The organism is Microcoleus sp. Pol14D4 (genome assembly GCF_036701245.1).
Classification (GTDB): Bacteria; Cyanobacteriota; Cyanobacteriia; order Cyanobacteriales; family Microcoleaceae; genus Microcoleus.
In genome coordinates this window covers 1-24023 of sequence record NZ_JAUBQM010000008.1, presented here as the reverse complement: position 1 = coordinate 24023, position 24023 = coordinate 1, and the positions used below count along the sequence as shown (strand labels likewise).

The 24023-nt window shown below is 45.5% G+C and carries 19 protein-coding genes; 12 read left to right on the top strand and 7 right to left on the bottom strand.

Translation table 11 applies throughout. The features are described 5' to 3' along the window. Positions 1-194: 194 nt before the first annotated feature. The 4 genes from QUA33_RS05765 to QUA33_RS05750 all read left to right on the top strand — a co-directional run bounded on the left by QUA33_RS05765 (position 195) and on the right by QUA33_RS05750 (position 7814). Complete coding sequence (locus QUA33_RS05765) at positions 195-2369, top strand: glutamine synthetase III (protein ID WP_333147212.1); 2175 nt, start codon at positions 195-197, stop codon at positions 2367-2369. 338 nt (positions 2370-2707) lie between these two features. Continuing rightward, positions 2708-3709, top strand: coding sequence for a BMP family protein (locus tag QUA33_RS05760; protein ID WP_333147210.1), 1002 nt, complete (start codon positions 2708-2710; stop codon positions 3707-3709). A gap of 41 nt (positions 3710-3750) precedes the next feature. Then, positions 3751-6582, top strand: coding sequence for a PAS domain S-box protein (locus QUA33_RS05755; RefSeq protein WP_333147208.1), 2832 nt, complete (start codon positions 3751-3753; stop codon positions 6580-6582). A gap of 227 nt (positions 6583-6809) precedes the next feature. Beyond that, entirely contained in the window at positions 6810-7814 is a 1005-nt protein-coding gene (locus QUA33_RS05750) for an ADP-ribosylglycohydrolase family protein (protein ID WP_333147206.1), read from the top strand. Positions 7815-7915: 101 nt separating this feature from the next. On the opposite strand, the gene QUA33_RS05745 is transcribed toward QUA33_RS05750, so the two are convergent. From QUA33_RS05745 to QUA33_RS05725, 5 genes are all read right to left on the bottom strand, one after another. After that, positions 7916-9286, bottom strand: coding sequence for a cation:proton antiporter (locus QUA33_RS05745; protein WP_333147204.1), 1371 nt, complete (start codon positions 9284-9286; stop codon positions 7916-7918). Between the two features lie 158 nt (positions 9287-9444). Beyond that, on the bottom strand, positions 9445-10218 hold the full coding sequence (gene hisA / locus QUA33_RS05740; protein WP_333147202.1) for a 1-(5-phosphoribosyl)-5-[(5-phosphoribosylamino)methylideneamino]imidazole-4-carboxamide isomerase: 774 nt from the start codon (positions 10216-10218) through the stop codon (positions 9445-9447). Between the two features lie 131 nt (positions 10219-10349). Next, a complete protein-coding gene (locus QUA33_RS05735; protein WP_333147201.1) occupies positions 10350-11027 on the bottom strand; it encodes a TIGR02117 family protein in 678 nt (225 codons plus the stop codon). A gap of 14 nt (positions 11028-11041) precedes the next feature. Next, positions 11042-12244, bottom strand: coding sequence for a glycoside hydrolase family 10 protein (locus QUA33_RS05730; RefSeq protein WP_333147199.1), 1203 nt, complete (start codon positions 12242-12244; stop codon positions 11042-11044). Between the two features lie 131 nt (positions 12245-12375). Beyond that, positions 12376-13509: a serpin family protein gene (locus QUA33_RS05725; RefSeq protein ID WP_333147197.1), complete on the bottom strand. Its 1134-nt coding sequence runs from the start codon at positions 13507-13509 to the stop codon at positions 12376-12378. A gap of 544 nt (positions 13510-14053) precedes the next feature. On the opposite strand from QUA33_RS05725, the gene QUA33_RS05720 reads away from it, so the two are divergent. The 3 genes from QUA33_RS05720 (at position 14054) to QUA33_RS05710 (ending at position 15975) form a co-directional block, all read left to right on the top strand. Beyond that, positions 14054-14824, top strand: a complete 771-nt coding sequence (locus QUA33_RS05720) for a cysteine hydrolase family protein (protein ID WP_333147195.1) — start codon at positions 14054-14056, stop codon at positions 14822-14824. A 261-nt stretch (positions 14825-15085) separates the two neighbouring features. After that, positions 15086-15523, top strand: coding sequence for a cupin domain-containing protein (locus tag QUA33_RS05715; RefSeq protein ID WP_333147193.1), 438 nt, complete (start codon positions 15086-15088; stop codon positions 15521-15523). 104 nt (positions 15524-15627) lie between these two features. After that, a complete protein-coding gene (locus QUA33_RS05710; RefSeq protein ID WP_333147191.1) occupies positions 15628-15975 on the top strand; it encodes a DUF952 domain-containing protein in 348 nt (115 codons plus the stop codon). Positions 15976-16106: 131 nt separating this feature from the next. Here QUA33_RS05710 and QUA33_RS05705 read toward each other — a convergent pair whose 3' ends face one another. Beyond that, complete coding sequence (locus QUA33_RS05705) at positions 16107-17354, bottom strand: CCA tRNA nucleotidyltransferase (RefSeq protein WP_333147189.1); 1248 nt, start codon at positions 17352-17354, stop codon at positions 16107-16109. A 108-nt stretch (positions 17355-17462) separates the two neighbouring features. On the opposite strand from QUA33_RS05705, the gene QUA33_RS05700 reads away from it, so the two are divergent. The 3 genes from QUA33_RS05700 to tsaB all read left to right on the top strand — a co-directional run bounded on the left by QUA33_RS05700 (position 17463) and on the right by tsaB (position 20495). Next, positions 17463-17711: a Ycf34 family protein gene (locus QUA33_RS05700; protein WP_333098591.1), complete on the top strand. Its 249-nt coding sequence runs from the start codon at positions 17463-17465 to the stop codon at positions 17709-17711. Positions 17712-17976: 265 nt separating this feature from the next. Further along, complete coding sequence (locus QUA33_RS05695) at positions 17977-19689, top strand: serine/threonine-protein kinase (RefSeq protein WP_333147187.1); 1713 nt, start codon at positions 17977-17979, stop codon at positions 19687-19689. Positions 19690-19691: 2 nt separating this feature from the next. Beyond that, positions 19692-20495, top strand: a complete 804-nt coding sequence (gene tsaB / locus QUA33_RS05690) for a tRNA (adenosine(37)-N6)-threonylcarbamoyltransferase complex dimerization subunit type 1 TsaB (RefSeq protein ID WP_333147185.1) — start codon at positions 19692-19694, stop codon at positions 20493-20495. A gap of 43 nt (positions 20496-20538) precedes the next feature. Here tsaB and QUA33_RS05685 read toward each other — a convergent pair whose 3' ends face one another. Continuing rightward, positions 20539-20802 (bottom strand): hypothetical protein, encoded by a 264-nt coding sequence (locus QUA33_RS05685; RefSeq protein ID WP_333147183.1) that lies wholly within the window; start codon positions 20800-20802, stop codon positions 20539-20541. A gap of 150 nt (positions 20803-20952) precedes the next feature. Between QUA33_RS05685 and QUA33_RS05680 the strand changes: the two genes are divergently transcribed. Beyond that, a complete protein-coding gene (locus QUA33_RS05680) occupies positions 20953-23772 on the top strand; it encodes a CHAT domain-containing protein (protein WP_333147181.1) in 2820 nt (939 codons plus the stop codon). Positions 23773-23805: 33 nt separating this feature from the next. Then, the gene (locus tag QUA33_RS05675; protein ID WP_333147179.1) at positions 23806-23979 is read left to right on the top strand and encodes a type II toxin-antitoxin system ParD family antitoxin; all 174 of its coding nucleotides are present in this window, start codon (positions 23806-23808) and stop codon (positions 23977-23979) included. Positions 23980-24023 lie beyond the last annotated feature (44 nt).

Below are 24023 nucleotides of genomic sequence, written 5' to 3'. Positions count from 1 at the left end.
TTGTCACGCCCGATGGGCGAAGTGATAGGGTCTCGCTCGTCCAATCTTTTAGAGCCTGCCAAAAAAGGCATTCTGCCCAAAGTTAGCTTTGACTAAAAACGTTGGATAAATCCAACATATTTGTCAATCGTTAAACTTTTGCTAACATCTATTTTTTCACAACTACTCGTCCTGCAACCCCAATAAAAATAACCATGAGTGGAAACCAATCGCGCGTTCAAGCAATTTCTCAAATCGTCAACCGCAAACAGATGCCTGCCCGGCCTCTCAAGCGGCTAGAAGATATGTGGGCAACAGACGTTTTTAGTCTGAGCAAGATGCAAGAAAGTCTGCCCAAAAGTATTTTCAAATCAGTAAAAAACACCGTTCAAACTGGCCAAAAATTAGATGATTCCGTAGCTGATGTAGTTGCAGCAGCAATGAAAGACTGGGCTATTTCCAAAGGAGCCCTGTACTACGCCCACGTATTTTACCCGCTCACCAACAGCACCGCCGAAAAGCACGACGGTTTCATCTCCGTGCAAGGCGACGGGTCCGTCATCTCAGAATTTGCAGGCAAAGTTCTGGTACAAGGCGAACCCGATGGTTCCTCATTCCCCAACGGCGGCATCCGTTCCACCGCCGCCGCTCGCGGATATACAGCGTGGGATGTCACCAGCCCTGCTTATGTCATGGAAACAGACAACGGCATGACCTTGTGCATTCCCACTGTTTTCATCTCCTGGACAGGTGAAGCCTTAGACAAGAAAACGCCGCTTTTGCGTTCCATTGCCGCCATGAACAAAGCAGCAACCCGAGTGTTAAAGCTATTAGGAAATACAGAAGTTGCTCCGGTAAATTCCAGTTGCGGTTCCGAACAAGAATACTTCCTGGTAGATGCCAATTTCACCACCAGCCGCCCCGATTTACTGCTAGCAGGTCGCACCCTTTTCGGCAAACCTCCTGCCAAAGGTCAGCAATTTGACGACCACTATTTTGGAGCGATTCCAGAGCGCGTTCAAGTCTTCATGCAGGAAGTAGAAGAAAGAATGTACCGGCTGGGAATTCCTGCCAAAACCCGCCACAACGAAGTAGCTCCCGGTCAGTTTGAAATTGCACCAGTTTTTGAAGCTGCAAACGTCGCCAGCGACCACCAACAATTAACCATGACAATTCTCCGCAACACTGCGAAGAAACACGGTTTTATGTGTTTGCTGCACGAGAAGCCTTTCGCCGGCATTAACGGTTCCGGCAAACACGTCAACTGGTCTGTCGGCAATGCCACCCAAGGAAACTTATTAGACCCAGGCGATACACCGCACTCGAACATACAATTTCTAGTTTTCTGCGGCGCTGTGATTCGCGGAGTTCACAAATACGGCCCGCTATTGCGCGCGGTAGTTGCTACTGCCAGCAACGACCACCGATTGGGTGCAAATGAGGCTCCACCAGCAATTATCTCTGTCTATTTGGGTTCGCAATTAGAAGATATCTTCGGGCAAATTAGCCGGGGAGAAGTTAAGGACTCTAAAGGTCGGGGAATTATGAACTTAGGTGTAGAAACACTGCCTACTTTCATGAAGGATGCTGGAGACAGAAACCGGACTTCGCCCTTTGCCTTTACTGGAAACCGATTTGAATTCCGTGCAGTAGGTTCGGGTCAGTCTGTTTCCGGGCCGCTAGTGGCGATGAATACAATTCTCGCAGATTCTTTGGACTGGATTGCTAACAAATTAGAAAGCGATTTGGCTAACGGAACTGAACTGAATGCTGCCATCCAAACACTTCTCAAAGAAGTGATGGACGAACACGGTGCGGTTGTATTTGGTGGAAACGGCTATTCCGAAGAATGGCACAAAATGGCTGTTGAGGAACGGGGTTTAGCTAACTTGCGGACTACGGCCGATGCTTTGCCCGTGTTGAAGGAAGGATACATTGAAGACTTGTTTGAAAAGACAGGTGTTCTGACTCCAGTTGAATTGGAAAGCCGTTACGATGTTTATGCTGAGCAGTATTTGCTGGCAATTGAAGTCGAAGCAAAACTGGTAATAAGCATGGCAAAAACCATTATTTACCCCGCAGCGGTGAGGTATTTAGCAGAAATTTCCGGCACGGTTTCTAAGTTGAAAGAAATTGGGATTGAACTGGAAAAGGAAACTGCCGAAAAAGTAGCGGTGCTGGTTAAGTCAATGATGGATACTGCGAGCAAATTGAGTTCTGCTTTGGGCAAGCACGATTTTGATTCGACAGAAGAACATATGCAGTATGCTTCGCAAACAATTCGTCCTTTGATGGATGAGGTTCGCAAGTATGCGGATGCTCTGGAAGGTGAAGTGGCTGATGATTTGTGGCCACTACCTACTTATCAAGAAATGCTGTTTGTTAAGTAGTAGCAAACAAATTCGGTTAATTGCAGGTTAGATTTGTAAGGACACGGCACTGCCGTGTCCTTACTTGTTGTTGAGATTAAATGAGTGTTACCCTGAATCTGTCAATCGATTTGAGATTTGAGATTTGAGATTGAAGCCTTGACCCCATGGATAAATTGGGGGGCTTGTTTATTGGATACAGGTTTTTTATTTCTCCACGGATGAATCCGGGGGCTTGTATACTGGATGCTTTCGATCAGACTCATTAAATGCGAGCGAGAGTAAGAGTTAATATTGTTGAGATACCCTTCAACAAATTTATCGGCGTAGAAAAAGTAATCTTGCGGCGAAAAGCTATTATGCCAATTCAATCTCTTTTCAAACAAATGACTCTGGCGGCTCTAGCTCTGGTTTTTGCGATCGGTTGCAGTCGATCGACTCCGAACGTAAACTCTTCCCCTGAAGCAAGTACCTCTAGCAGCTTTAGGGTGGCGTTGGTCGTCACAGGTTCCAAAGACAACAACAGTTGGGCTCAAGCCTGCTTTGAAGGGTTAACCCTAATCAAAGATAAATTTAATGCTCAGGTAGACTTTACAGGCATTGACGGTGAAGATAGTGAAGCTGCCCTTCGCCAATATGCCCAGTCAGGCTATGACCTGGTAATTGCAGCCAGTGGTGGCTATATCAAAGCTGCCGAAAAGGTCGCTAAAGAATTTCCGCGAACGAAATTTGCCTTGTTTACTACGTATCCAGGGAATAACACAAATTTGGGGGCTGTTGCCTTTCGATCGGGTGAGGTGGGGTACCTCACAGGCGCTTTGGCTGCCATGAAAAGCAAAAGCCATAAAGTTGGCTATATTGTGGGTGCCGCTTATCCGGTTTATAAAGAAGAAGAAGCCTTGTTTAGGCGGGGAGTGAAGGCAACGAATCCCTCTGTTCAAGCTTCGACTGCTTTTCTCAACAGTTGGATTGATACGGACAAAGCCATTAAAGTCGCAACGGATATGGTTGCCTCTGGAGTAGATGTTTTGACAATCAACGCGGATGAGGCAGGGTTAGCCGCGCTAAAAGCCGTTACGCAAAAGCCAGGAGTCCTTGTGATTGGTTGGGCCAAGGATCAGTACCAACTGGCTCCCGGCAAAGTCCTAACTAGCGTTCTGCAGGACATTCCCAATCTGGTGCTCAATGCGGCCGTATTAACCCAGGAAGGTCGCTGGGAAGGAAAACTTTACAAGTTTGGACTCAAGGAAAAAATCTACGACTTTGCGCCTTTCCGTGGTAGTCTCACGTCTCAGGAAGAGGACACTTTCAAGACCATCCGAGATGCTGTGACGACTGGCCAAATTGATGTTTCTCCTTAGTGCGCGCATTAATTGATTTACCAATATTGATTCTAAGTCCGATGCAAAATCAACGCAACGATCGCGCTCTTCCGATTGCCAAAAGCTCCCCTTCACATCCCTGGCAACGCTTCTTTTCTATTGCAAATCAGCTCCGGTATGGTTTGATATTTTTGGTTCTTCTGAGCTTACTGCCCACAGGTGGTTTGCTGATCTACCTCAGCTTTCAGGCGCAGATCCAGCAATCGCGATCGCTCCAAGAAGAGCGCAGTCAGACAGCAGCAGGGCAGATTGATAATTATCTAGATGACTTGAAACGAAAACTGAGCTATTTAGCTAGGGTCAAAGGACTCACAAACTTTCAACCTCAAGCGCAGCAGAGCCTGTTGGAAGGGTTGACTCGTCATAATGATGCTTATGAAGCTGTTGCCATTTTGAACGGGAAGGAACAAGTTGTCGCGTCAGTTTCACCCTACCAACCGCTCAAGTTAAAAAATCCCGCCAATTCGCCACTGTTTATTCGTGCCTTTAAACAACAGGAAGATTATGTCAGTCCTGTAGAAATTAATCCTCAAACTCACGAACCAAACACCATTCTGGCGGTTCCGATTCGGAATGAGCGAGATGAGGTGGATGGGGTACTATTAGCGCAGGTAAATCTCAACTTTCTCTGGTTTGTTGTTTCCCAAACAAAGGTTGGCAAAACGGGTTATATCTATGTAGTCGATGAGCGTAATTTTCTGATTGCTCAAAAGGGTAGTAAGCCAGAAACTTTTCAATTTCAAGATATTTCTCATCGCCCTTTCTTTCAATTTTTGAAAGCATCCGAAGATACTAAGCACCTTAATGTTTATCGGGGTCTAAAACAGGTAGAAGTAATGGGAGCCAGTACCTTAATTAGGAGCGTGAATTGGAAGGTGGTTGTAGAACTGCCAACGGCTGAGGCGTATGCTCCCGTTTACCAAATGCTCTCAATTATGGGAGGCTCATTGATGGTGGTGACGATCGTTGCTGTTGGCATTGGCTTTCTATTTATTCGGCAAATTGTGGTGCCGCTACAGCGCTTAACCACGGCAGCTACTGAACTCAGTGCGGGGCAATTAGAGACGCGGGTCAACATCCACAGCCAAAACGAATTGGGGGCATTGGCGATCGCATTTAACAATATGGCAACCCAGTTAGAGGAACTGATTCAAGCTGTTGAAGTGGAACGCAATTTTGTTTCAGCTATTCTTGAAATTGCAGGTGCCCTGGTAGTTGTGCTCGACCCGCAGGGACAAATCGTTCGCTTTAACCGAGCTTGCGAACAAATGACTCATTACTCGTTTAGTGAAGTGAAAGGGCGCTACATTTGGGAGTTGTTCCCGAACTCAGACTTAGCTGGACAAGCCAAAACTGCTTTTGAGTCTTTACAATCTGGTAATTTTCCCCAGCAGTATGAAGGCAGTTGGGTGAGCAAAGATCGACAACTTAGACTCATTGCCTGGTCAGATACTGCTTTAGTCGATGATCGAGGTGAAATTGAGTACATCATCAAAACAGGCATTGACATTACTCAACGGAAACAGGCAGAAGAAGAACTCAAAACGTCGGAACAGCGACTATCTTTTCTATTCCGCCAAAGTACACTGGCAGTGGTGGAATGGGATTTAAACTTTAAAGTCACGGCCTGGAATCCAGCGGCAGAGCAGATTTTTGGTTACACGGCTGCAGAGGCGATCGGGCACCATGCCGCAGAATTAATTGTGCCTGCGTCTGCCCGAAAGGTAGTCGATCGAGTTATGAACGAGTTGTTGAGTCAGGTTGGAGGAATCTACAGCGTCAACGAAAATATTACGAAAGACGGCAAAACCATTATTTGCGAATGGTTCAATACGCCTTTAGTAGGGGATGCTGGAAAGATTTTTGGAGTTGCATCCTTGGCACTGGATATTACTGAGCGCACGCAAGCCGAAGCTGCCTTAAGGCAAGCAAAAGAGGAAGCTGAGGTTGCACTCAAAACCTTACAGCAAACTCAAGCACAACTCATTCAGGCAGAGAAAATGTCTGGTTTGGGGCAACTGGTTGCTGGTGTTGCTCACGAAATTAATAATCCAGTCAACTTTATCTATGGCAACCTGAGCCATACTGCCGACTACACGCAAAATTTACTAAAGTTGATTCAGCTTTACCAGCAAACCTATCCAATTAATGCCCAAATTGAGGAAAAAATTGAAGAGTTCGATCTGGACTACATTAGTGAAGATTTGCCCAAAATGCTTACTTCAATGAAGCTAGGAGCCGATCGCATTCGTCAAATTGTCCTGTCGCTACGAAACTTCTCGCGGCTGGATGAGGCTGAAATGAAGCCAGTTGATATCCACGAGGGAATTGACAGCACATTGATGATTTTGCAAAATCGACTGAAGGCAAAACCGGATCATCCTGCTATTGAAATTGTTAAAGAGTACGGCGACTTACCGCTGGTAGAGTGCTATGCGGGACAGTTGAACCAAGTCTTTATGAATATTCTGGCAAATGCGATCGATGCTTTAGAAAACTACGACATTCAGCGTTCTCCAAAAGATATCCAAAAGAATACCAGTTGCATCACTATTCGGACTAAGCTAGTCACAAACGAAACTGGGCCCGGTTGTTCTAAAAACGTGGTGATTCAATTTCAAGACAATGGATCGGGGATGACGGAAACTGTTAGACAACAGGTGTTCAATCCCTTCTTCACAACAAAACCAACTGGTAAAGGAACTGGATTAGGGCTATCCATCAGCTATCAAATTGTAGTTGACAAGCACGGTGGCTCCATTGAGTGCTTTTCTCAACCCCATCAAGGAACAGAGTTCCGAATTGAAATTCCTGTTTTGCAAAGGGGTGCTGTAGCACTCGTTGGTAAATAACTGCGAGCGCATTCCTCTATATAGCGTTTATTAAGTAGGTTGAAAACTGTTATATCGCCTCTGAATTATTTGCTTAAATAAAAGAAAAGTGGTCAGCTCAAATTCAATAAAAAAAGGGGGTAGACAAGTAGTTAGTGTCAGCAGTGGGTTCTCTGACTCTCGACAGCAAGCTTTAAGGAGTCGGGGATTTAACATAAGATTATATCGACCTACTTAAAGCTAGATAAATGACAGTACCGCGTCTGGAACAATTTAGAGGTTGTCTGATCGGTCAGTGTCTCGGCGACGCTATAGGCTGTAGAGTAGAAGGCTATCCTCCGGAAGTTTGCCAAAACTTTGTCAGCTACGAAGTTAGACTCAAAAAAATCAAAGATCGCGATCGTTTCGGCTTGCCTTTTGGTCAATACACCGACGACTCCCAACTCGCCCGCGAACTCCTCCAAAGCTACGTCGCTTGTGGCGAATTCGACCCCAGCGACTACGCCACCCGTATTGCTGACATTTTCGCTCAAGAGCGCATTGTCGGGCGCGGTCGATCGACAGAAGAAGCTGCAAACCGCCTGATTCGGGGCGTTGCTTGGCAAGAAGCTGGTACTCGTGCTCCCAATGCTGGTAATGGCAGTGCTATGAGGGCGGGACCGATCGGCTTAATATTCTACGATGACCCGTCCCAGCTTGTACAAGCTGCTTGCGATCAAGGGCGCATCACCCATCAAGATTCGCGGTGTTGTGCCGGGGCTGTGGCGATCGCCGGGGCTGTGGCGATCGCCCTTCAATCTGACATGATTGAAACTGAGCCATTTCTCGGTCAACTGAGTGAATGGGTAGGAGAAGTCGATTCTTCCTTTGCCGCTTTGGTCAAAGATTTGAGTGATTGGGTCAAATTGCCTCCCGAGTCAGCCGTAGAGTTGATTTCTAAAGCTGGACTCCCGTTAAACTACGAGCACTCTTGGCAAGGAATTTCGCCTTTTGTAGTTGGTAGCGTCTTGTGGAGTTTATATGCGTTTTTGAGAACGCCTCAAGATTACTGGGAAACTCTCTGCACTAGCATCGCCGTCGGTGGCGATGTGGATACGACCGCAGCAATGGCTTGTGCCATCAGCGGGGCATTTCTGGGCCTAGAAGCCATCCCGAATCAACTAGCTGAATTTTTGAACGATCGGGGTACCTGGGGCCTCGGCGAACTGATTAAACTCGCTGACAATTGTTATCAGTTGAAAGTCAAGTTGTAGCCGCTTCTCACAACTTAGGACTTATGATTACGGCTAAATTAATTTGGACGATCGACATTTGTTTCTAAATCAGTCGATCGCCCAGACTCAAATTCCGCTAATCAAACGATTTTCTCGCTAGAAGGTTCCCCAGTAGCTGGAGGCTCTACCGTATCGCCAAAGGCAATCCGCAGAAAAGGCGGAGCCAAAAAAGTCGTCAGAATCACCATGATAATAATCGAGACTTCTAACGGTTTATCCAAAACCCCACTCGCGGAACCGATGCCGGCAAACACTAACCCGACTTCGCCCCGAGGAACCATCCCCACTCCGATCGCCAATCGATTGATTCCCGGCAGACCAAACACCACCCAACCAGTCACCAGCTTGCCCAAAATAGCAACCACTATCAAAAAAGCAGCAATCAAAAGACCAGCCCGATTATCCGGCACTGTTGGGTTCAAAACCCCCAAATCCGCCCGAGCTCCCACCGTCACAAAGAAGATGGGTACAATCATATCGGCGATGGGTTTCACCAATTCATCCAACTCATTGCGCGCATCGCTTTCATCCAAAACCAAGCCCGCAGCAAAGGCACCCAAAATCGCTTCGAGATGAATTGCATTGGCCAGAAACGCCATGAACAAGGCATAAATAAAGGCGGGAATCACAATATTGCCGCGAGTTTTGAGCTTCTCCACCACCGCAGTGAAGCTTTCGTTAAAGATGCCGCCCAACAGAATCGAACCCAGTAGAAAGACACTTGCACTGACAATCAAATAAATGACATTAACAACATCAATCTCACCGGTTTTCGCTAAACTCGCGACAACAGCCAAGACAATAATTCCCAGCACATCATCAATCACCGCTGCACCGACAATGATTTGACCTTCTTTAGATTTCAGCCGTCCTAATTCCGACAAAACTTTCGACGTAATTCCGATGCTAGTTGCCGTCAAAGCAGCCCCCGCAAAAATCGCCGGAATCGCCGGAGTGTGGAAAATCATCATCAAGCCCGCAGTACCGGCGGCAAAGGGAACTGCCACGCCGGCACAAGCGACAACGACGGCTTGAACCCCCACTTCTTTTAGTTGTCTGAGATCCGACTCCAAACCAATTTCAAACAGCAGAACAATCACGCCTAATTCAGCCAGCACTGAAATGACTTCACTCTGCGATTCAAACACACTGGTGATGGTGGCAGGAGACAGATGATTAATCGATTGCAGAACTGTCATAATCCCTGAGTTGGATGCTGACAGCCCGCTTCCGGGAAAAACGACTAGGTGTAAAGCAGATACGCCAACAATTACCCCTGCTACAAGTTCACCCAGAACCGGCGGAAAATCAAATTTTATAGCCGCTTCCGCGCCTAATTTACTGGCGAGGTAAATCACTACTAAAGTGAGCAAAACTCCGCTGAGGACGATCGGCGCATTTTCTGCCTCGACTGTTGCTAACAAAGGTATGGGAGCAACTAGGGATGCCATCCCAGAACTTAAAGCTGTAATTGTATGGTTCAAAAACATGGGTAGGATGATGGTAAGAAAGATGATTCTACGCTGACTGTTGACTGTTGACTGTTGACTGTGAGTCGGAAAATTGATAACTGTTACATATTGGGTAGCCAGTTAACTCGACATGACTATCAAGCAAAGCTTGAAGAACCCAAATCTGGCGGTACATCCTGCCACCGCCCTTGTCCGACTGCTTGAATTGCTTCTTTTAGCAAAATATCGCCGGTATAAATTGCCCTACCAACGATCGCACTTTTGACACCAATGGGTTCCAAAGCCAGCAAACTTAACAAATCGGCGATCGAACTGACGCCGCCGGAAGCAATCACGGGAATCGCAATAGCGTTAGCAATTTCGCGCAAAGATTCCAAATTCGGCCCTTCCATAGTACCGTCGCGGTGAATGTCGGTGTAAATAATTTCAGCAGCCCCTAACTCTGCCATTTTTTGTGCCAATTCTGTTGCTAAAACTTCCGAAGTTTCTAGCCAGCCTCTAGTCGCAACTTTACCATTTCTGGCATCTATTCCCACCAGAATTCTGCCGGGAAATTCGGCGCACAATTCGCCTACTAATTGCGGTTGTTCGACGGCGACAGTGCCGAGAATGACGCGCCGGACGCCTAATTTGAGGATAGCAGCAACAGAAGTGCGATCGCGCATTCCCCCGCCTACTTGACAGGGAACGTCTACGGATCGGACGATCGCTTCTATGGCTGCTTGGTTGACTGGATGACCTGCTTTGGCGCCGTCGAGGTCTACTAAATGCAGCATGGTTGCGCCTTCATTTACCCACTGTCTGGCGACTTCGACGGGGTTGTCGTTAAAAGTTTGAGACTTCGCGTAGTCTCCCTGATACAATCTGACGCATTTTCCATCCAATAAGTCGATCGCGGGAATTACATTCATAATTTTTCCTCAAATTGGTAATTATACCAGTTAAAAAAAAGAATGCAACTTTATGCAATCTACCAACTCATACACAATCATTCATTCCGACTTCTCAAATCTAAAATCTCAAATGGTATTACCCATTACCTTTATTTTTGACATTCGCAACCGCTATTCAAATGAAATATAATCGCCGAAGACAGCGTTGACCATAAAGGAGTATTGACCTCGGCTTTTTGCAAACCTTCGGCCGTCCAGTCGTTGCAAGTTCTCAAAAGTGAGTAACTGCCTTTTCCTTCATAAAAACTGTCGCTGTTGTCGTAGCCGTAGCTAATTTTCATTTTCTTACCTGCTGCGTCTAATTGGAATGTATCTTTAAGAAAATTTATTATTTTAATATAATTCGCTCCACTAATTTTTACACATTTGGTTTCAATATTTTGGGGAGTAACCCGATAACCTTGAACGTGTACAGTAGACGGAGTAGGGAGAAATAGGGCTTTGAAAGCTGTAACTGGGTTGATACTTCCTGATGTGGGAGTTTCCAGCATAAAATCTCTATCTCCCCAGCCAAAAGATAGATATTTATAATCAGAAGTGGCATCCCGCCCTATTTCTTTTAGCGGTAAAAATTGATTCCAGTCAAAATATTCATTTTTAACTGGAACAATGATTTCGGTGTGAATGCCTTGATTGGAAATGTATAGAGAGATTGTGCAATCTGCTTGCGAGTAATTGCCCCACTTTCTAGGAGTGAGATAGCCAATTGTTAGGAAAGCAGTCAAAGATAAGATGACAATTCCTAAGCGCTGTATGTTTTTTCTCATTTTAACCGTAGGTTTCAAATTCTGGCTTCGGATGGCGGGCGCTGCATCTTTGTGGGGAAGAATTCTTGCAAAGCAGAATTGCGCTGTTCTGGGGTTTCCATAGCCCAATTAGACAAACTTTCGTAGAAAAAGAACGACACGCCAGCGAAATCTCTTTTTCGCACTTCTTGCACTTGTTCTTGAATTTGTTTTAGGGGAACAGAATTATTTTTAAGACCAGTCAAAATGCCGATCGCAGTTGGAATGTTAAGTTTAGCCAATTTAACTTCTTCCCGTTCCAGTTCGGCACTAAAACGCTTGATATCGCTGCGATAAACCTGCAACACAATTTCTTGGATGTAACCGCGTCTTTCCCAGGTAAACCAGTCCTGCAAGTGGGCGGGTAAAGAAAAGTGAAAAGGGTTCGGAGATAAGCTGACAATACATTTTTCTTTGCGGGATTTGATGGCGCGGGAAACTCGCCCCACGAAGTCATTGATTTTGTCAGCGCGCCAGCGCACCCAGAAGGTTTCGCGGGAGTCGTCCGAGGGAGGACTTTTGATTTGTTCTTGATACATTAACACTGTCCGTGGCTCGTAGCCAAATTCTACTGGCAAGCCGAAATGGTCGTCAAATTGAATGCCATCTATATCATAATTATCGACAATTTCTATGATTAAATCTAAGATAAATTGCTGAACTTCGGGATGAAATGGATTCAGCCAAACTCGATCGTGTTTGCCTTCTTTCCAAATAGTTGAACCGTCGCGTCGCTGCGCCAGCCAGTCGGGGTGAAGTGTGGCTAATTCCGATTCGGCGGGAGCCATGAAACCAAACTCAAACCAGGGGATTACTGCTATACCTTTTTGATGGGATTGTGCTATAATTTCTTTGAGGATGTCTCGGTCTTTCAATCCGGGCGAGGGGTCGATCGACTGTCCGAATACTCGCTGGGCTGCCGCGCTTGGATAAAGCGTATAGCCTCCTTGCCAAACCGTGGGATAGATGGTATTGAAATTGAGTTGATCCAGTCGATTTACAGCGTCAATGATGTTGTTGCGGGAGAACATAACGTCGCTGTCAATGTTAGTCAGCCAGACGCCGCGCAATTCGGTTGTTGGGGTTTGGGGCGGGGTTTGAGCCAAGAGACGGGGGGATAAAATCGCGGAGGAGGTAAGGGCGATCGCAAAAACAACTATTAAAGCCAGTATCCGCTGCCATTTGTGCAATTTAATCATCAATTTGTCGCAAATATGATTATTTTTAGACTGATATTTTACCGTATAATTAGCTTGTTAGGGTGCGTCAGCGAGGGTTATTTTATTAAAAGTCACTCGAACATTTCCTGACGCACCTACTATTTTTGATATTATTGGGGGTCAAGGATGGTACCCATAAATAATATTGTTCGTGTAGTATCGTCTTGAATGGCACAAAAGAATGGACGGTTTACATTCATTTCAAAAGGCAAACTTCTGATTAACTCGACGGAAGTCACTGCGGCTGCTTCTGTACCTTCTTCGTTCACTTCGACAAAGGTTTTGTGTTTTACTGAATCTACTGCTACGTTGACATCAGTCATCAGAGAAAACTCGGCTTTTGAGGGCTCAAAAAATCCTGCCATTCCCAAAGCTATGAGTGTGCTTTTGAGTTCAACTTTATACTCTATTGTGAAGCGGGGTATTTCAATTATACAATTTCTTTCTCTAAATTCTTGCATCCATTTATTCCAGTTTTCGGCTGTTAATTGCTGCGAGAAAGTTGCCAAATTGGTATTGGAGTTTGGCAAGAAAATATACATACTCAGAGCGCCTTTTTTGCCGTAAGGTAAACTGACTGCTTGAAAAGTGTCTGTTGCGTAGCACCGATAAAAGCCGCTCTGGGACATCATCGGATGCTGTTTGGAACTGCTGTCTGTTAAATAAAAAGTTTTGTTGGCAGTTTGAGATTTATCAAAAGGCGTTTGCCAGTTGCCTTTGAAATAGATGGCGTTAATCAAAAACAAGACTGGATCGAGGCTAATTTCCTCGACTATTTGAGCAATTTTTCCTTGAGTTTTTTGGCTTACCCACTTGTTAATGATGCTAGGAGCTTGCGGACTCGTAAAATCTATTTCGGTAAGATTAGCGTTGTAGTATTCTTGATTTATTTGCAGAAATTCTGGTTTTAAGGAGAAGCCTTGTTGCGCCCAAAGCGAGTTTGCTATTAATACTTGGACATTGGGGTCATTTTTTTGTAAACTGTTTTGCAAATTTTGATTGGCTGCGTTGATTTCTTGCGGAGTCATTCCCGTAAATTCGAGAACTTTTGTCATTTCTTGTTTGGTTTCTCCGCTGACTCCGTTGTATGTCATTGACAGTGCGAGGGCGACAGAAGTAGGGGAAATAAAGATATTTTGATTCGGCTGTTGTTTGCTTAGGGTGTTGAACAAGTTAAAACCAAATTTGGTATTAGCTGCAACAAGTCTGGCGTCTACATTTATCTGGTTGTTAGGGGGTGTCATGGCTACAATTTATGAGTGATTGGGATTTGCGAGGTTGATTGCGTTAATTTTTAGTGGCGGCACTAATACTGCGAAAATTGCTAATGTAATGATGGCGGCAGTAGCCAGCCTGGTTTTCTAAGACATAACTGTTATCTCTAGTTGTGGAGTTATCTTACTTTACTATTATGACTTACCTGTGTTAATTAATTTACTTTGACTGCTTTTATTGTGACCTAGATTTTTTGTTTGAGGCTGTATGGGATAATTTAACTGACTTTTAACGCTGGTGATGCTTCCCTAAATACGGTGTATAATGGTACTTGAGATTGTAGCAAAGGACTGGATCGTATTTTATGAAAATATAGTTGTAAGTTTATATGAATTTTTATTGTATGATTGCAGGGCAATAACATTGGCGATCGCCCAAGGAAAATAAAGTTAATAAATTCTAAATTTAATCAAAAAGTTACCCCGGACACTTAATTCTAACAAAGATTTAAGATATGACAAAGTAACAATCAAATAGTTATAAGATTGAAATTGTTTTTGAGTCACAATCTCTATGAATCCTGATTCTCTCCGCACCTTGGGTGTACCGCCGAATTCTTGGAAAGTTGATGCCAAAATTGCCGATATCACCCGCTCGCAACTTGACCCACAAATTGTTACTTTAGAAACAGAAACTAAAACCCTGCGTTTGGACTTAGCCAAAGCTGCAATGTTGGTGATAGATATGCAAAACGATTTCTGTCATCCCGACGGTTGGCTGGCGCATATTGGCGTAGATGTAACGCCCGCCCGAACTCCAATTAACCCTTTAAAAAATTTGCTGCCCAAATTGCGATCGCACGCAGTGCCAATTATTTGGATCAACTGGGGAAACCGCCCCGATTTGCTCAATATTAGTGCAGCTTCCCGTCACGTTTACAATCCCACAGGCGACGGCGTAGGTTTGGGAGATCCGCTGCCAAAAAACAACGCCCCTGTACTGATGGCAGGGAGTTGGGCAGCGCAGGTTGTCGATGAATTAAAACCCAAACCGGAGGATATTTGCGTTGATAAATATCGGATGAGCGGCTTTTGGGATACTCCTTTAGATAGTATCTTGCGGAACCTCGGCAGAACTACACTTTTCTTCGGAGGAGTAAACGCCGATCAGTGCGTCATGGCTACCCTGCAAGATGCTAATTTCCTCGGTTACGACTGTATTTTAGTCAAAGATTGTACAGCTACGACATCGCCAGATTATTGCTGGCAAGCGACTCTTTATAACGTTAAGCAATGTTTTGGTTTTGTGTCTGATTCTCAGGCTATGTTAGAAACAATTAAATAGCAGTCCTTAGTTCTTAGTCAGCAGTCATTAGTCACTAAGAATAAATTTTTGAGGCTAAGCTCGCAACTACTGGACTTACAGCTCAGCAACAAAGAAACCGGGTTTTTGCGGTTTTTGTCGCCTGTAACACATCTTCTCAGTAAAAACCCGGTTTCTCGCCGCCCATGCGTAAGTCCTAAACTAATGACTCTAGCTCGCTCGCTAATCATATCAGAAACATAACAACCGACAACTCACAATAAAAAAATGACAAACCAGTGTATGATTCCAGTGGTAAAGTCTCCGCAAGACTACCAAGCATTTCGCATCAGTCCGGGCGATACTAATAGATTAGCTATCGTCTTCGATCCGGTAACAGCTAATGTTTCATTAACTGTTTGTGTGGAGATTTTCGATGCGGGCGGAAAAACTCCTCCCAACCGCCATCAATTCGCAGTAGAAATGTTTTTTGTACTCAAAGGAAGAGGTCAAGCAACCTGCGATGGCAAAACAGTTAGTATTCAACCGGGAGATAGTTTGTTAGTGCCTCCAACGGGCACTCACGTAATTGAGAATACGGGCAGCGAACGTTTGTACGCTTTGTGCATCATGGTGCCGAATGAGGATTTTGTAGAACTAATTCGCAGCGGCACACCAGTCGAACTCGATGACGAAGATATGAGAGTTCTCGGGCGATCTGATGTACTCGTATCGTGCTAGTTTTGTATTAGGGACTTTAGTCCTTTAATCTCGTTCCTAGGTAGAGCGTTGGAACATATATTTAGATGCTCTACCTAGCTTCTCTTTTCCAGGTAAAATAATTTATGAGCGTTATTTTTCACATTACTCAAAGCCAACAATGGGAAGAAGCAAAACAGCTTAAATCCTATCGCGGTGATACCCTAGACTCTGAAGGATTTATCCACTGTTCGACTCTGCCGCAAGTTGTTAAATCTGCCAATAAGTTCTTTGTTGGTAAAAAAGGATTGCTGCTGCTGTTGATTGACTCGGAAAAAGTAGAATCTGAAATTAAATATGAATTGGCTGCGGGTGAAAATTACCCGCACATTTACGGGCCGCTGAATGTTGATGCTGTGTTGAAAGTTGTTGAATTTGAACCGGGTGCCGATGGCAAGTTTGAATTGCCGGAAGAATTAAGAGATATTGTTTAATCTTCTGATTTTCTGCCATTGTCAACTAACTTTTTAGGGCGTGGCTCAAAGCCCACCCTACGGGAAAGTTAAATTTTGTAGAACGGGCATCTTGCCCGTTCTAATTTCTGCAATATATCAATTTAAACTTACTAATTAACTAACTCTTTCGCCAATTTCAGCGCATCTTGGGGAGTAGCAATTCTCCCTTCCACCCGCGCTAATTGAATCTCCATCAACAATTGACCGATGCGCGGACTTCTGGGCAATTTCAAATATTCCATTAAATCATTGCCGGTAACTAACTGCGTGGGATGAGCAACAATATCATCAGCATCCAGATAGCGATTAATTAACAGTGAAATATTCTCAACCGCCACTCCCGCAGCCACGGCTAAAACCGCTAAAACTGGAAATACTATTCCCACATCCCGAAACAAAAAATACTGTTCTCGCAAAGACATTTCCGCAATAGGTTTTGCTTGCAATTGTGGCAAGTATTTCAAAAGCTCGATCGCACTTTTAATCTCCGCATTGCTGTACTTCAACCGCTGCAACTGGGTTTCAGCAATTGTCTGGTCGGAATCTGCCAACACAGCCAGCTTCGCGACAGCCAACAAAGGCGTTTTAATTGTATCTCGAATCTGACGCCCGAATTCCTTCCCTAATTCCGGGTAAATAGCCGCTAATTTGTCAGCAGATGCGTCAATTTTTGTCAAAATATCGAAACGGTCGATCGCACTTTCAAACCAAATCGAAAACAAACCATCTTCGCAACCGCGACAAATCCAAGGAACACCATCAGGATTGCTCAACAAATAACCTAATTCCGTCCGCACCCGTTCCACCGCTACCCGACTCAACAGCGGCGCTAATTCCCGAATCGCAGATTGAGTTTCAGCTTCGATCGCAAAACCCAACTGCGCCGCTTGGCGGTAAGCTCTTAATAACCTTAGCGGATCGTCCTCCAAATTTGACCGCGAAATCATCCGCAGCAAACCCAACCGCAAATCAGTTTGACCGTCCAAAGGATCGATGATTTCTCCGGTAAAAGGATTGCAGGCGATCGCATTTATCCGAAAATCCCGGCGCAACAAATCCCCCTCCAGACTCCCCCCTTCCGCCTGCGCCAAATCCACCGTACCGCCCGCAAACACCACCCGCGCAATTTGGCGTTCCGCATCCAACAAGACAAATCCACCTTTCGTGCGATCGGCAATTTTTCGAGCAGTCTTCACGGCCCGTGTTAGCATAACGAAATCCAAATCAAAATAGTGCGATCGCCTCCCCAGCAACGCATCCCGCACCGCACCGCCCACCAGATAAGCAGGCGGTGTCAGCAGTTCCAAATCAAACGGCCAAGTATCAGGAGATAATGAAGAGGGCAAATTAATCGGCATCGCAACAAAAATCTACTTTCCTTACAAACAATTAAACTCTTGCTACGCTAGATTAACAGAAAGCTCAATTTTCACCAATCTTTTTGAAATGCACAGAGGATATCAAGAATGTGTATTTGTATTAACTGCCACTATGTAGACCGCTGCTTCACCTACCACGCCGTAGAAGAACAGCACGAACAGCTTCACCTCACCGAAACACCCGATTTCGACCCCGTAGAACCGACAATCAACGTCAACATCCGCCCCCGCCAAGATGAAGTAGAAATGGAATGGGATGTTGTTGGCTGTCAGAGTTTCAAGCAAGAGACCGGCAAATGGGCAAAATTGCGGCCAGGCGAACTCGTCCCGACTTAAGTCATTAGTTAGTTGGCAGTTGGCAGTTGGCAGTTGTTAGTTGTTAGTTGTTAGTTGTTAGTTGTTAGTTGGTAGGGGCGGTGCCCCCGTGCCCGCCCTCTTAGTTGTTAGTTGTTAGTTGTTAGTTGTTAATAATTCACCAATAACCAATAACCAATAAGAACTAACCAATAACCAATAACCAATAACCAATAAGAACTAACCAATAACCAATAACCAACAACAGTCAACAATTAAAAATCTAAAATCTAAAATCTAAAATCCAATGTGCTATTGCTTAAACCCAACTTGTCAGAATCCGCAAAACCCAGGGGATGCAGAATTGTGCCAAAGTTGCGGGTCAAAATTGTTGTTAACTATTGACGCAGAAACACCATCAGCATCTCGCTACCGAACCATAAAGCCGATCGGGCAAGGAGGCTTTGGCAGAACATTTCTAGCAGTTGATGAAACAAAACCCCTGATTTTTTCGCAGTGCGTAATCAAGCAATTTTTGCAGCAAAATACCGCCGCCGAAAAAGCAGCTCAATTATTTCACCAAGAAGCAGCCCAGCTAGAAACCTTGGGAAAACATCCCCAGATTCCAGAATTAATCGCGCATTTTGAACAAGACGGGAGACAGTATTTAGTACAAGAATTTATCGACGGAAAAAACCTAGCCAGAGAATTAGAACAAAAAGGAGCATTCACCGAAACTCAAATTCGGCAAATCCTCAACGATTTATTGCCCGTGCTCCACTTCGTCCACAAATCCAAAGTTATTCACCGCGATATCAAACCAGAAAATATCATTCGCCGCCGGCTATCTCCAACTCCTTTACCCGCCTTAGAAACTTCCTATCAACCCTCTCCTTTCCAAAAAGATATCGTTTTAGTAGACTTTGGTGCAGCTAAGAAAGTAACAGCAACCGGGTTGCCGCAAACTGGTACAATCATCGGCAGTGCTGCTTATACAGCCCCAGAACAATTGATGGGGAAAGCAGTTTTTGCCAGCGATATCTACAGTTTGGGCGTTACTTGCATTCACTTGCTGACTGAAATTCCTCCCTTCGATTTGTTCGACAGTACAGAGGATTCTTGGGCTTGGCGAAATTATTTGAAAACCGCTGTTAGCGATGATTTCGGCCGCATCCTCGACACCATGCTTCAAAGTGCCACCAACCGGCGCTACAGTTCAGCATCAGCAGTCATCCGGCACTTGAACCCCAAACCAGTGTATTTAGATGCACAGCCGGTGCTAGACGCGCCGGAAACGCCCGCAGAACGGGTGGTTACACCTGCGCCCGGTGTCTCGCTTTTCACTCGCCAACAGCAAGCCGAAATTCAGCAAGCTTTACAAGAGGATCTCGCCCCGTACAATGTTACAATCCAAGTCAGTCAAGCCAAGCAACAGCTCAATATCGTCATCAACAGAACCGAAGACAACCCCGTTTACTATCCGCACTTATCTCAAATAATTGCCACCAGACTCACAGATTTGCAGTTAAATAAAGTCGCAGCCGTGAAGCTGTTGGGAAGAGTCAACAATTCTCGCCGCCCCGAGTGGAAGCAAATATTACAAATCGATCCCAAGATTAAATTGAGAAACAAACTCGTGCGGCTGCAACACAATCAATTACTCAAGAAAATCGCCCCTGTTGCTACCCAAGAATTTTGGCTGCCGAAGTTGAAAACTCAGGATTTTTGGATAGATGCGCTAATGTTTGCTTTAGTTTGGTTTATCTTTGGCTCTCAAATAGTCATTTTTAATTCTTGGTTTGCGCTAATAGTTACGTCGGGTTTTATGACGGTGAAGCATCAAGTTTCCCAACACAAAGAATTTGCTAATAAAAATTTATTTGCAAGTTTAGTAGTGCTGTTTTTGATGACTGGGGGGATGGGGAATTCCAGGATTTTAAATACGGGAATATTTGGCATTCTTTTGGGTTGCTTAGTTGTGGCTTTGCCGCTGTTTTTTGTTAAGGAAAATTATCAGTAATCGTGAATAGCAATCCCCAAGACGGAACATCTGTTAAAAAATACGGCTTAGCCCTGCACACAGCTAGTCGCGAGCTCGGTTTAGCCATCAGCAATTTTGCCGGGGATTCTCGCTGCCAAACTTGGAATTTGGATCGCGATTTAGCCACTCATTTGCATCAGTATTTAGTCGAGTTTATTGGGCCGCAAACTTGGGCGGATTTGGCTTTTATTGCGGTGGCGAAGGGGCCCGGAGGTTTCACGGGGACTCGGATGGGTATGGTGACGGCGCGGACTTTGGCTCAACAGTTGGATATTCCGGTTTTTGCGGTTTCAACTTTGGCGGCTGTGGCTTGGGCGGCACCCCCCCAACCCCCCCTTGCTAAGGGGGGGCTTTTGAATACGGAACCTCCCCTTGCTAAGGGGGGGCTTTTGAATACGGAACCCCCCCAACCTTCCGTTGCTAAGGGGGGGCTTTTGAATACGGAACCCCCCCAACCCCCCCTTGCTAAGGGGGGGCTTTTGAGAGAGGATATTGCGCTGCAAATGCCTGCACAGCGGGGACAATTGTTTGGGGCGGTTTATTCAGTTAACAAAGATTCTGGTTTAACTGAGTTGTTTCCTGATACGGTGATGACTCCTGAATCTTGGCAGGAAAAGTTGGATAATTGGGGGAATTCTTATCAGTTAATTGAAGTTGGTAGCGAGTTGGGATGGTCGGTTTCTAGTGTGTTGGAATTGGCTTATTTGGAGTGGCAAATGGGAAGTCGTCCTGATTGGTCGGATGCTTTGCCTTTTTACGGTCAACATCCGGTTAAGGGACACTGAATATTGGGAATAGGGAATTGGTAATTGGTAATTGGTAAGTTGTTTATTTAAGGGCTATACAAACTTCGAGGCAAAAAGTTAATGTTAGCGGGTCTGGGTTTTCGCTTCGCAATCGATCGATCTCAGCTCGATCGCAGCCGCGAGATTCCATAAAATCGAGCATCCAGTTCGTTATTGTCGCGAGATCGATGTATTTTGCTCCGAGGCATACGGGGCAAATTTCTGGGCTGACTGTACCTGTGCCGCCGCATTCGGGGCAATCCCAGTGGCTGGTTACGGGATCGGGGGTAGTTAGGATGTTGTTCATGCTGGGAAAAAGTACGCGCGGCGTAGCGATCCCGCAGGGAATCGCACTACTCGTTCACTCTAGCAAAAATGCCGATCGCCCTGACTTCTTCCTGCTTTAACACTAAGCAGGCTAGCGACTAAAATTGAAAAAAATACAAAAGGGGTGGCTATGTTCGATCGCACTCAATGGTTTTTGGCTGGTATGTCGATCGCACTTTCGGTTCAATTAAGTCAGCCAGTGGCAGCAGCCGTGCCCGTTGGTAAAGCCGTACAAACAGCACAAACTAACAGTAGCGACGCTGCCCAAAAAGTATATGAAGAAGCAGAGAAACTCTACCAACAAGGAACGCCGGAAGCTTTAAGAGGTGCGATCATCAAATATGAAGAAGCATTAAAACTGTATCGAGCAGTAGGCGAGCGCAGTGGGGAAGCTCGCACCCTCATCAGCATCGGCATTGTCTACTCAGATTTGGGAGAAAAACAGAAAGCGCTAGAGTATTACAACCAGTCACTGCTCCCGAGTCGGGCAGTAGGCGATCGCGGCGGGGAAGCCTTCACCCTCTTCAGCATCGGCCTAGCCTACTCAGCCTTGGGAGAAAAACAGAAGGCGCTAGAGTATTACAGCCAGTCCCTTCCCCTGTTTCGGGCAGTAGGCGATCGCAGTGGGGAAGCTCGCACCCTCATCGGCATCGGCAATGTCTACTCAGATTTGGGAGAAAAACAGAAAGCGCTAGAGTATTACAACCAGTCACTGCTCCTGAGTCGGGCAGTAGGTGATCGCAGCGGAGAAGTTCTCACCCTCAACAACATCGGCACTGTCTACTCAGATTTGGGAGAAAAACAGAAAGCGCTAGAGTATTGTAACCAAACCCTTCCCCTGTATCGAGCAGTAGGTGATCGTGGTGGGGAAGCTGACTCCCTCAGCAATATCGGCCAAGTCTACTTAGATTTGGGAGAAAAACAGAAAGCGCTAGAGTATTTGAATCAGTCGCTTCCCCTGTTTCGGGCAACAGGCGATCGCAGCGGGGAAGCTCGCATTCTCATTAGACTCGGCGATTTCTACTTTAAATTGGGAGAAAAACAGAAAGCGCTAAAGTATTTGAATCAGTCGCTTCCCCTGTTTCGGGCAACAGGCGATCACAGCGGGGAAGCTCGCATCCTCCTCGGCATCGGTCGTGTCTACTCAGAGTTGGGAGAAAAACAGAAAGCGCTAAAGTATTTGAATCAGTCGCTGCTCTTGAGTCGGGCAACAGGCGATCGCTCTTGGGAAGCTCTCACCTTTTACCACATGGCTTATGTCAAACGCGACCAAAATAATCTTCGCGAGGCCCTCAAAGATATTGAAAATTCTCTCAAAATCATCGAAAACCTCCGCACCAAAATAGCCAGCCCAGAACTCCGCAGCTCATACTTTGCCACCGTCCAGGACTACTACGAATTCTACATCGATTTGTTAATGCAACTGCATAAAACTAATCCTAAATCTGGTTATGATACCAGAGCCTTAGAAGCCAGCGAACGTTCGAGGGCCCGCAGTCTCCTCGAACTTCTCTTTGAAAGTAACGTCAACATTCGCGAAGGCATTTCCCCCAATTTACTGCAACAAGAAAAGAGGTTGCAACAGCAACTCGATGCCATTGAAAAGCAGCGCATCGAAGCAGTCAGCAGCCCCAATCCCAATCAAACTAAAATCGCTGAAATCGACAAACAGCGCCTCGCACTTTTGGAACAATATGAGCAAATTCAAACCCAGATTCGTACCGCCAGCCCCCGCTACGCAGCCCTCACCCAACCCCAACCTTTAACGCTGCCAGAAATTCAAAAACAGATTCTCGATGAAAACACGATTTTATTGCAGTATTCCCTCGGCTCATACCGCAGTTACTTGTGGGTGGTGACATCAACGGGGCTAACTAGCTATGAATTACCAAAACAGGCTGATATTGAAACAGCAGCCCGCAATTTTCGAGACGCAATAACTAGCCCAATCCAGAGAAATATTCCTCAACAAGTTGCCGAAGCGAGTGCTAATCTAGGCAAATTAATTTTACAGCCTGCAGCAGCCCAATTAAGAAATAAACGCTTATTAATTGTTCCCGACGGCGTGCTGCACTATACCCCCTTTCCCGCATTAACTATTTCCAAAAGCCAGGGACAAAATACCAATGTTCCCTTAATTGCTAAACATGAAATTATTACCCTGCCTTCCGCCTCAAGTCTCGCCATTCTCAGGAAAAATTATGGAGATAGAAAACCGCCCAGCCAAACTTTAGCAATTTTAGCAGATCCTGTTTTTAGCCCAGACGATGAAAGAGTCAAAGGGCAACTTACCCCAGTAACAACAGAAAAATTAGAAGCAAACAACCTCGGTTTAAATCGCTCGCTTCGTGCTTCCGATATAGCATGGCCGCCCAAACGCCTACCCTTTACCCGCCAAGAAGCCCAAACAATATCCAGCTTATTTCCCTCAGATTCTAGCCGTCAAATATTTGATTTTGATGCCAGTCGCACTACTGCTACCGATGGAAATTTAGTCAATTATCAAATCATTCACTTAGCCACCCACGGCCTTGCCAACAGCAAAAATCCCGAACTATCAGGAATTGTGATGTCGATGGTAGATGACAAGGGCAATCTTGTCAATGGTTTTTTGCGCCTCACGGATATTTTCAACTTGAAACTGGCGGCAAGTTTAGTGGTTTTAAGTGCTTGCCAATCGGGCATGGGACAGAATGTTAAAGGCGAAGGAATGGTGGGATTGACGAGGGGTTTTATGTATGCGGGGGCGCAGCGGGTGGCGGTGAGTTTGTGGAGTGTGGATGATGAAGGAACTGCTGTGTTAATGCAAAAGTTTTATCAAAAAATGGTGCAACAAAAGTTAGCGCCTGCGGCAGCTTTGAGGGCGGCGCAGATTGAAATGATGCAGCAGGAAAAATGGAAATCTCCCTATTATTGGGCTGCTTTTACCCTTCAGGGCGAGTGGAAATGATATAATAATTAAAGGTTCTCAGAGGTAAACCCCATGAAAATTACTCTCAAGCCTGAGCAGCAAAAATTCATAGAAGCACAAGTTACAAGTGGCAGATATCCTTCGGCGGAGGAGGTAATCGCAGCGGCATTAGAACTCCTAGCCGATAGCAGTGAGCCGACAGAGAGCAACAGCTATAGCGATCGCAAATCATTCATAAATCGATAGAGAATTCGAGCGAGCAGCAGTTCAATTCAGTGTTGGTTCAAAAA

Excerpts from the sequence above, each read along its gene's own strand:
- QUA33_RS05685 (WP_333147183.1), bottom strand. The coding sequence starts at position 20,802 with ATGAACAACATCCTAACTACCCCCGATCCCGTAACCAGCCACTGGGAT.
- QUA33_RS05735 (WP_333147201.1), bottom strand. The coding sequence starts at position 11,027 with ATGAGAAAAAACATACAGCGCTTAGGAATTGTCATCTTATCTTTGACT.
- QUA33_RS05675 (WP_333147179.1), top strand. The coding sequence starts at position 23,806 with ATGAAAATTACTCTCAAGCCTGAGCAGCAAAAATTCATAGAAGCACAA.
- QUA33_RS05680 (WP_333147181.1), top strand. The coding sequence starts at position 20,953 with ATGTTCGATCGCACTCAATGGTTTTTGGCTGGTATGTCGATCGCACTT.
- QUA33_RS05755 (WP_333147208.1), top strand. The coding sequence starts at position 3,751 with ATGCAAAATCAACGCAACGATCGCGCTCTTCCGATTGCCAAAAGCTCC.
- QUA33_RS05705 (WP_333147189.1), bottom strand. The coding sequence starts at position 17,354 with ATGCCGATTAATTTGCCCTCTTCATTATCTCCTGATACTTGGCCGTTT.
- QUA33_RS05700 (WP_333098591.1), top strand. The coding sequence starts at position 17,463 with ATGTGTATTTGTATTAACTGCCACTATGTAGACCGCTGCTTCACCTAC.
- QUA33_RS05725 (WP_333147197.1), bottom strand. The coding sequence starts at position 13,509 with ATGACACCCCCTAACAACCAGATAAATGTAGACGCCAGACTTGTTGCA.
- QUA33_RS05710 (WP_333147191.1), top strand. The coding sequence starts at position 15,628 with ATGAGCGTTATTTTTCACATTACTCAAAGCCAACAATGGGAAGAAGCA.
- QUA33_RS05760 (WP_333147210.1), top strand. The coding sequence starts at position 2,708 with ATGCCAATTCAATCTCTTTTCAAACAAATGACTCTGGCGGCTCTAGCT.
- QUA33_RS05715 (WP_333147193.1), top strand. The coding sequence starts at position 15,086 with ATGATTCCAGTGGTAAAGTCTCCGCAAGACTACCAAGCATTTCGCATC.
- QUA33_RS05745 (WP_333147204.1), bottom strand. The coding sequence starts at position 9,286 with ATGGCATCCCTAGTTGCTCCCATACCTTTGTTAGCAACAGTCGAGGCA.
- QUA33_RS05750 (WP_333147206.1), top strand. The coding sequence starts at position 6,810 with ATGACAGTACCGCGTCTGGAACAATTTAGAGGTTGTCTGATCGGTCAG.
- QUA33_RS05695 (WP_333147187.1), top strand. The coding sequence starts at position 17,977 with ATGTGCTATTGCTTAAACCCAACTTGTCAGAATCCGCAAAACCCAGGG.
- QUA33_RS05730 (WP_333147199.1), bottom strand. The coding sequence starts at position 12,244 with ATGATTAAATTGCACAAATGGCAGCGGATACTGGCTTTAATAGTTGTT.
- QUA33_RS05765 (WP_333147212.1), top strand. The coding sequence starts at position 195 with ATGAGTGGAAACCAATCGCGCGTTCAAGCAATTTCTCAAATCGTCAAC.
- QUA33_RS05720 (WP_333147195.1), top strand. The coding sequence starts at position 14,054 with ATGAATCCTGATTCTCTCCGCACCTTGGGTGTACCGCCGAATTCTTGG.
- hisA (WP_333147202.1), bottom strand. The coding sequence starts at position 10,218 with ATGAATGTAATTCCCGCGATCGACTTATTGGATGGAAAATGCGTCAGA.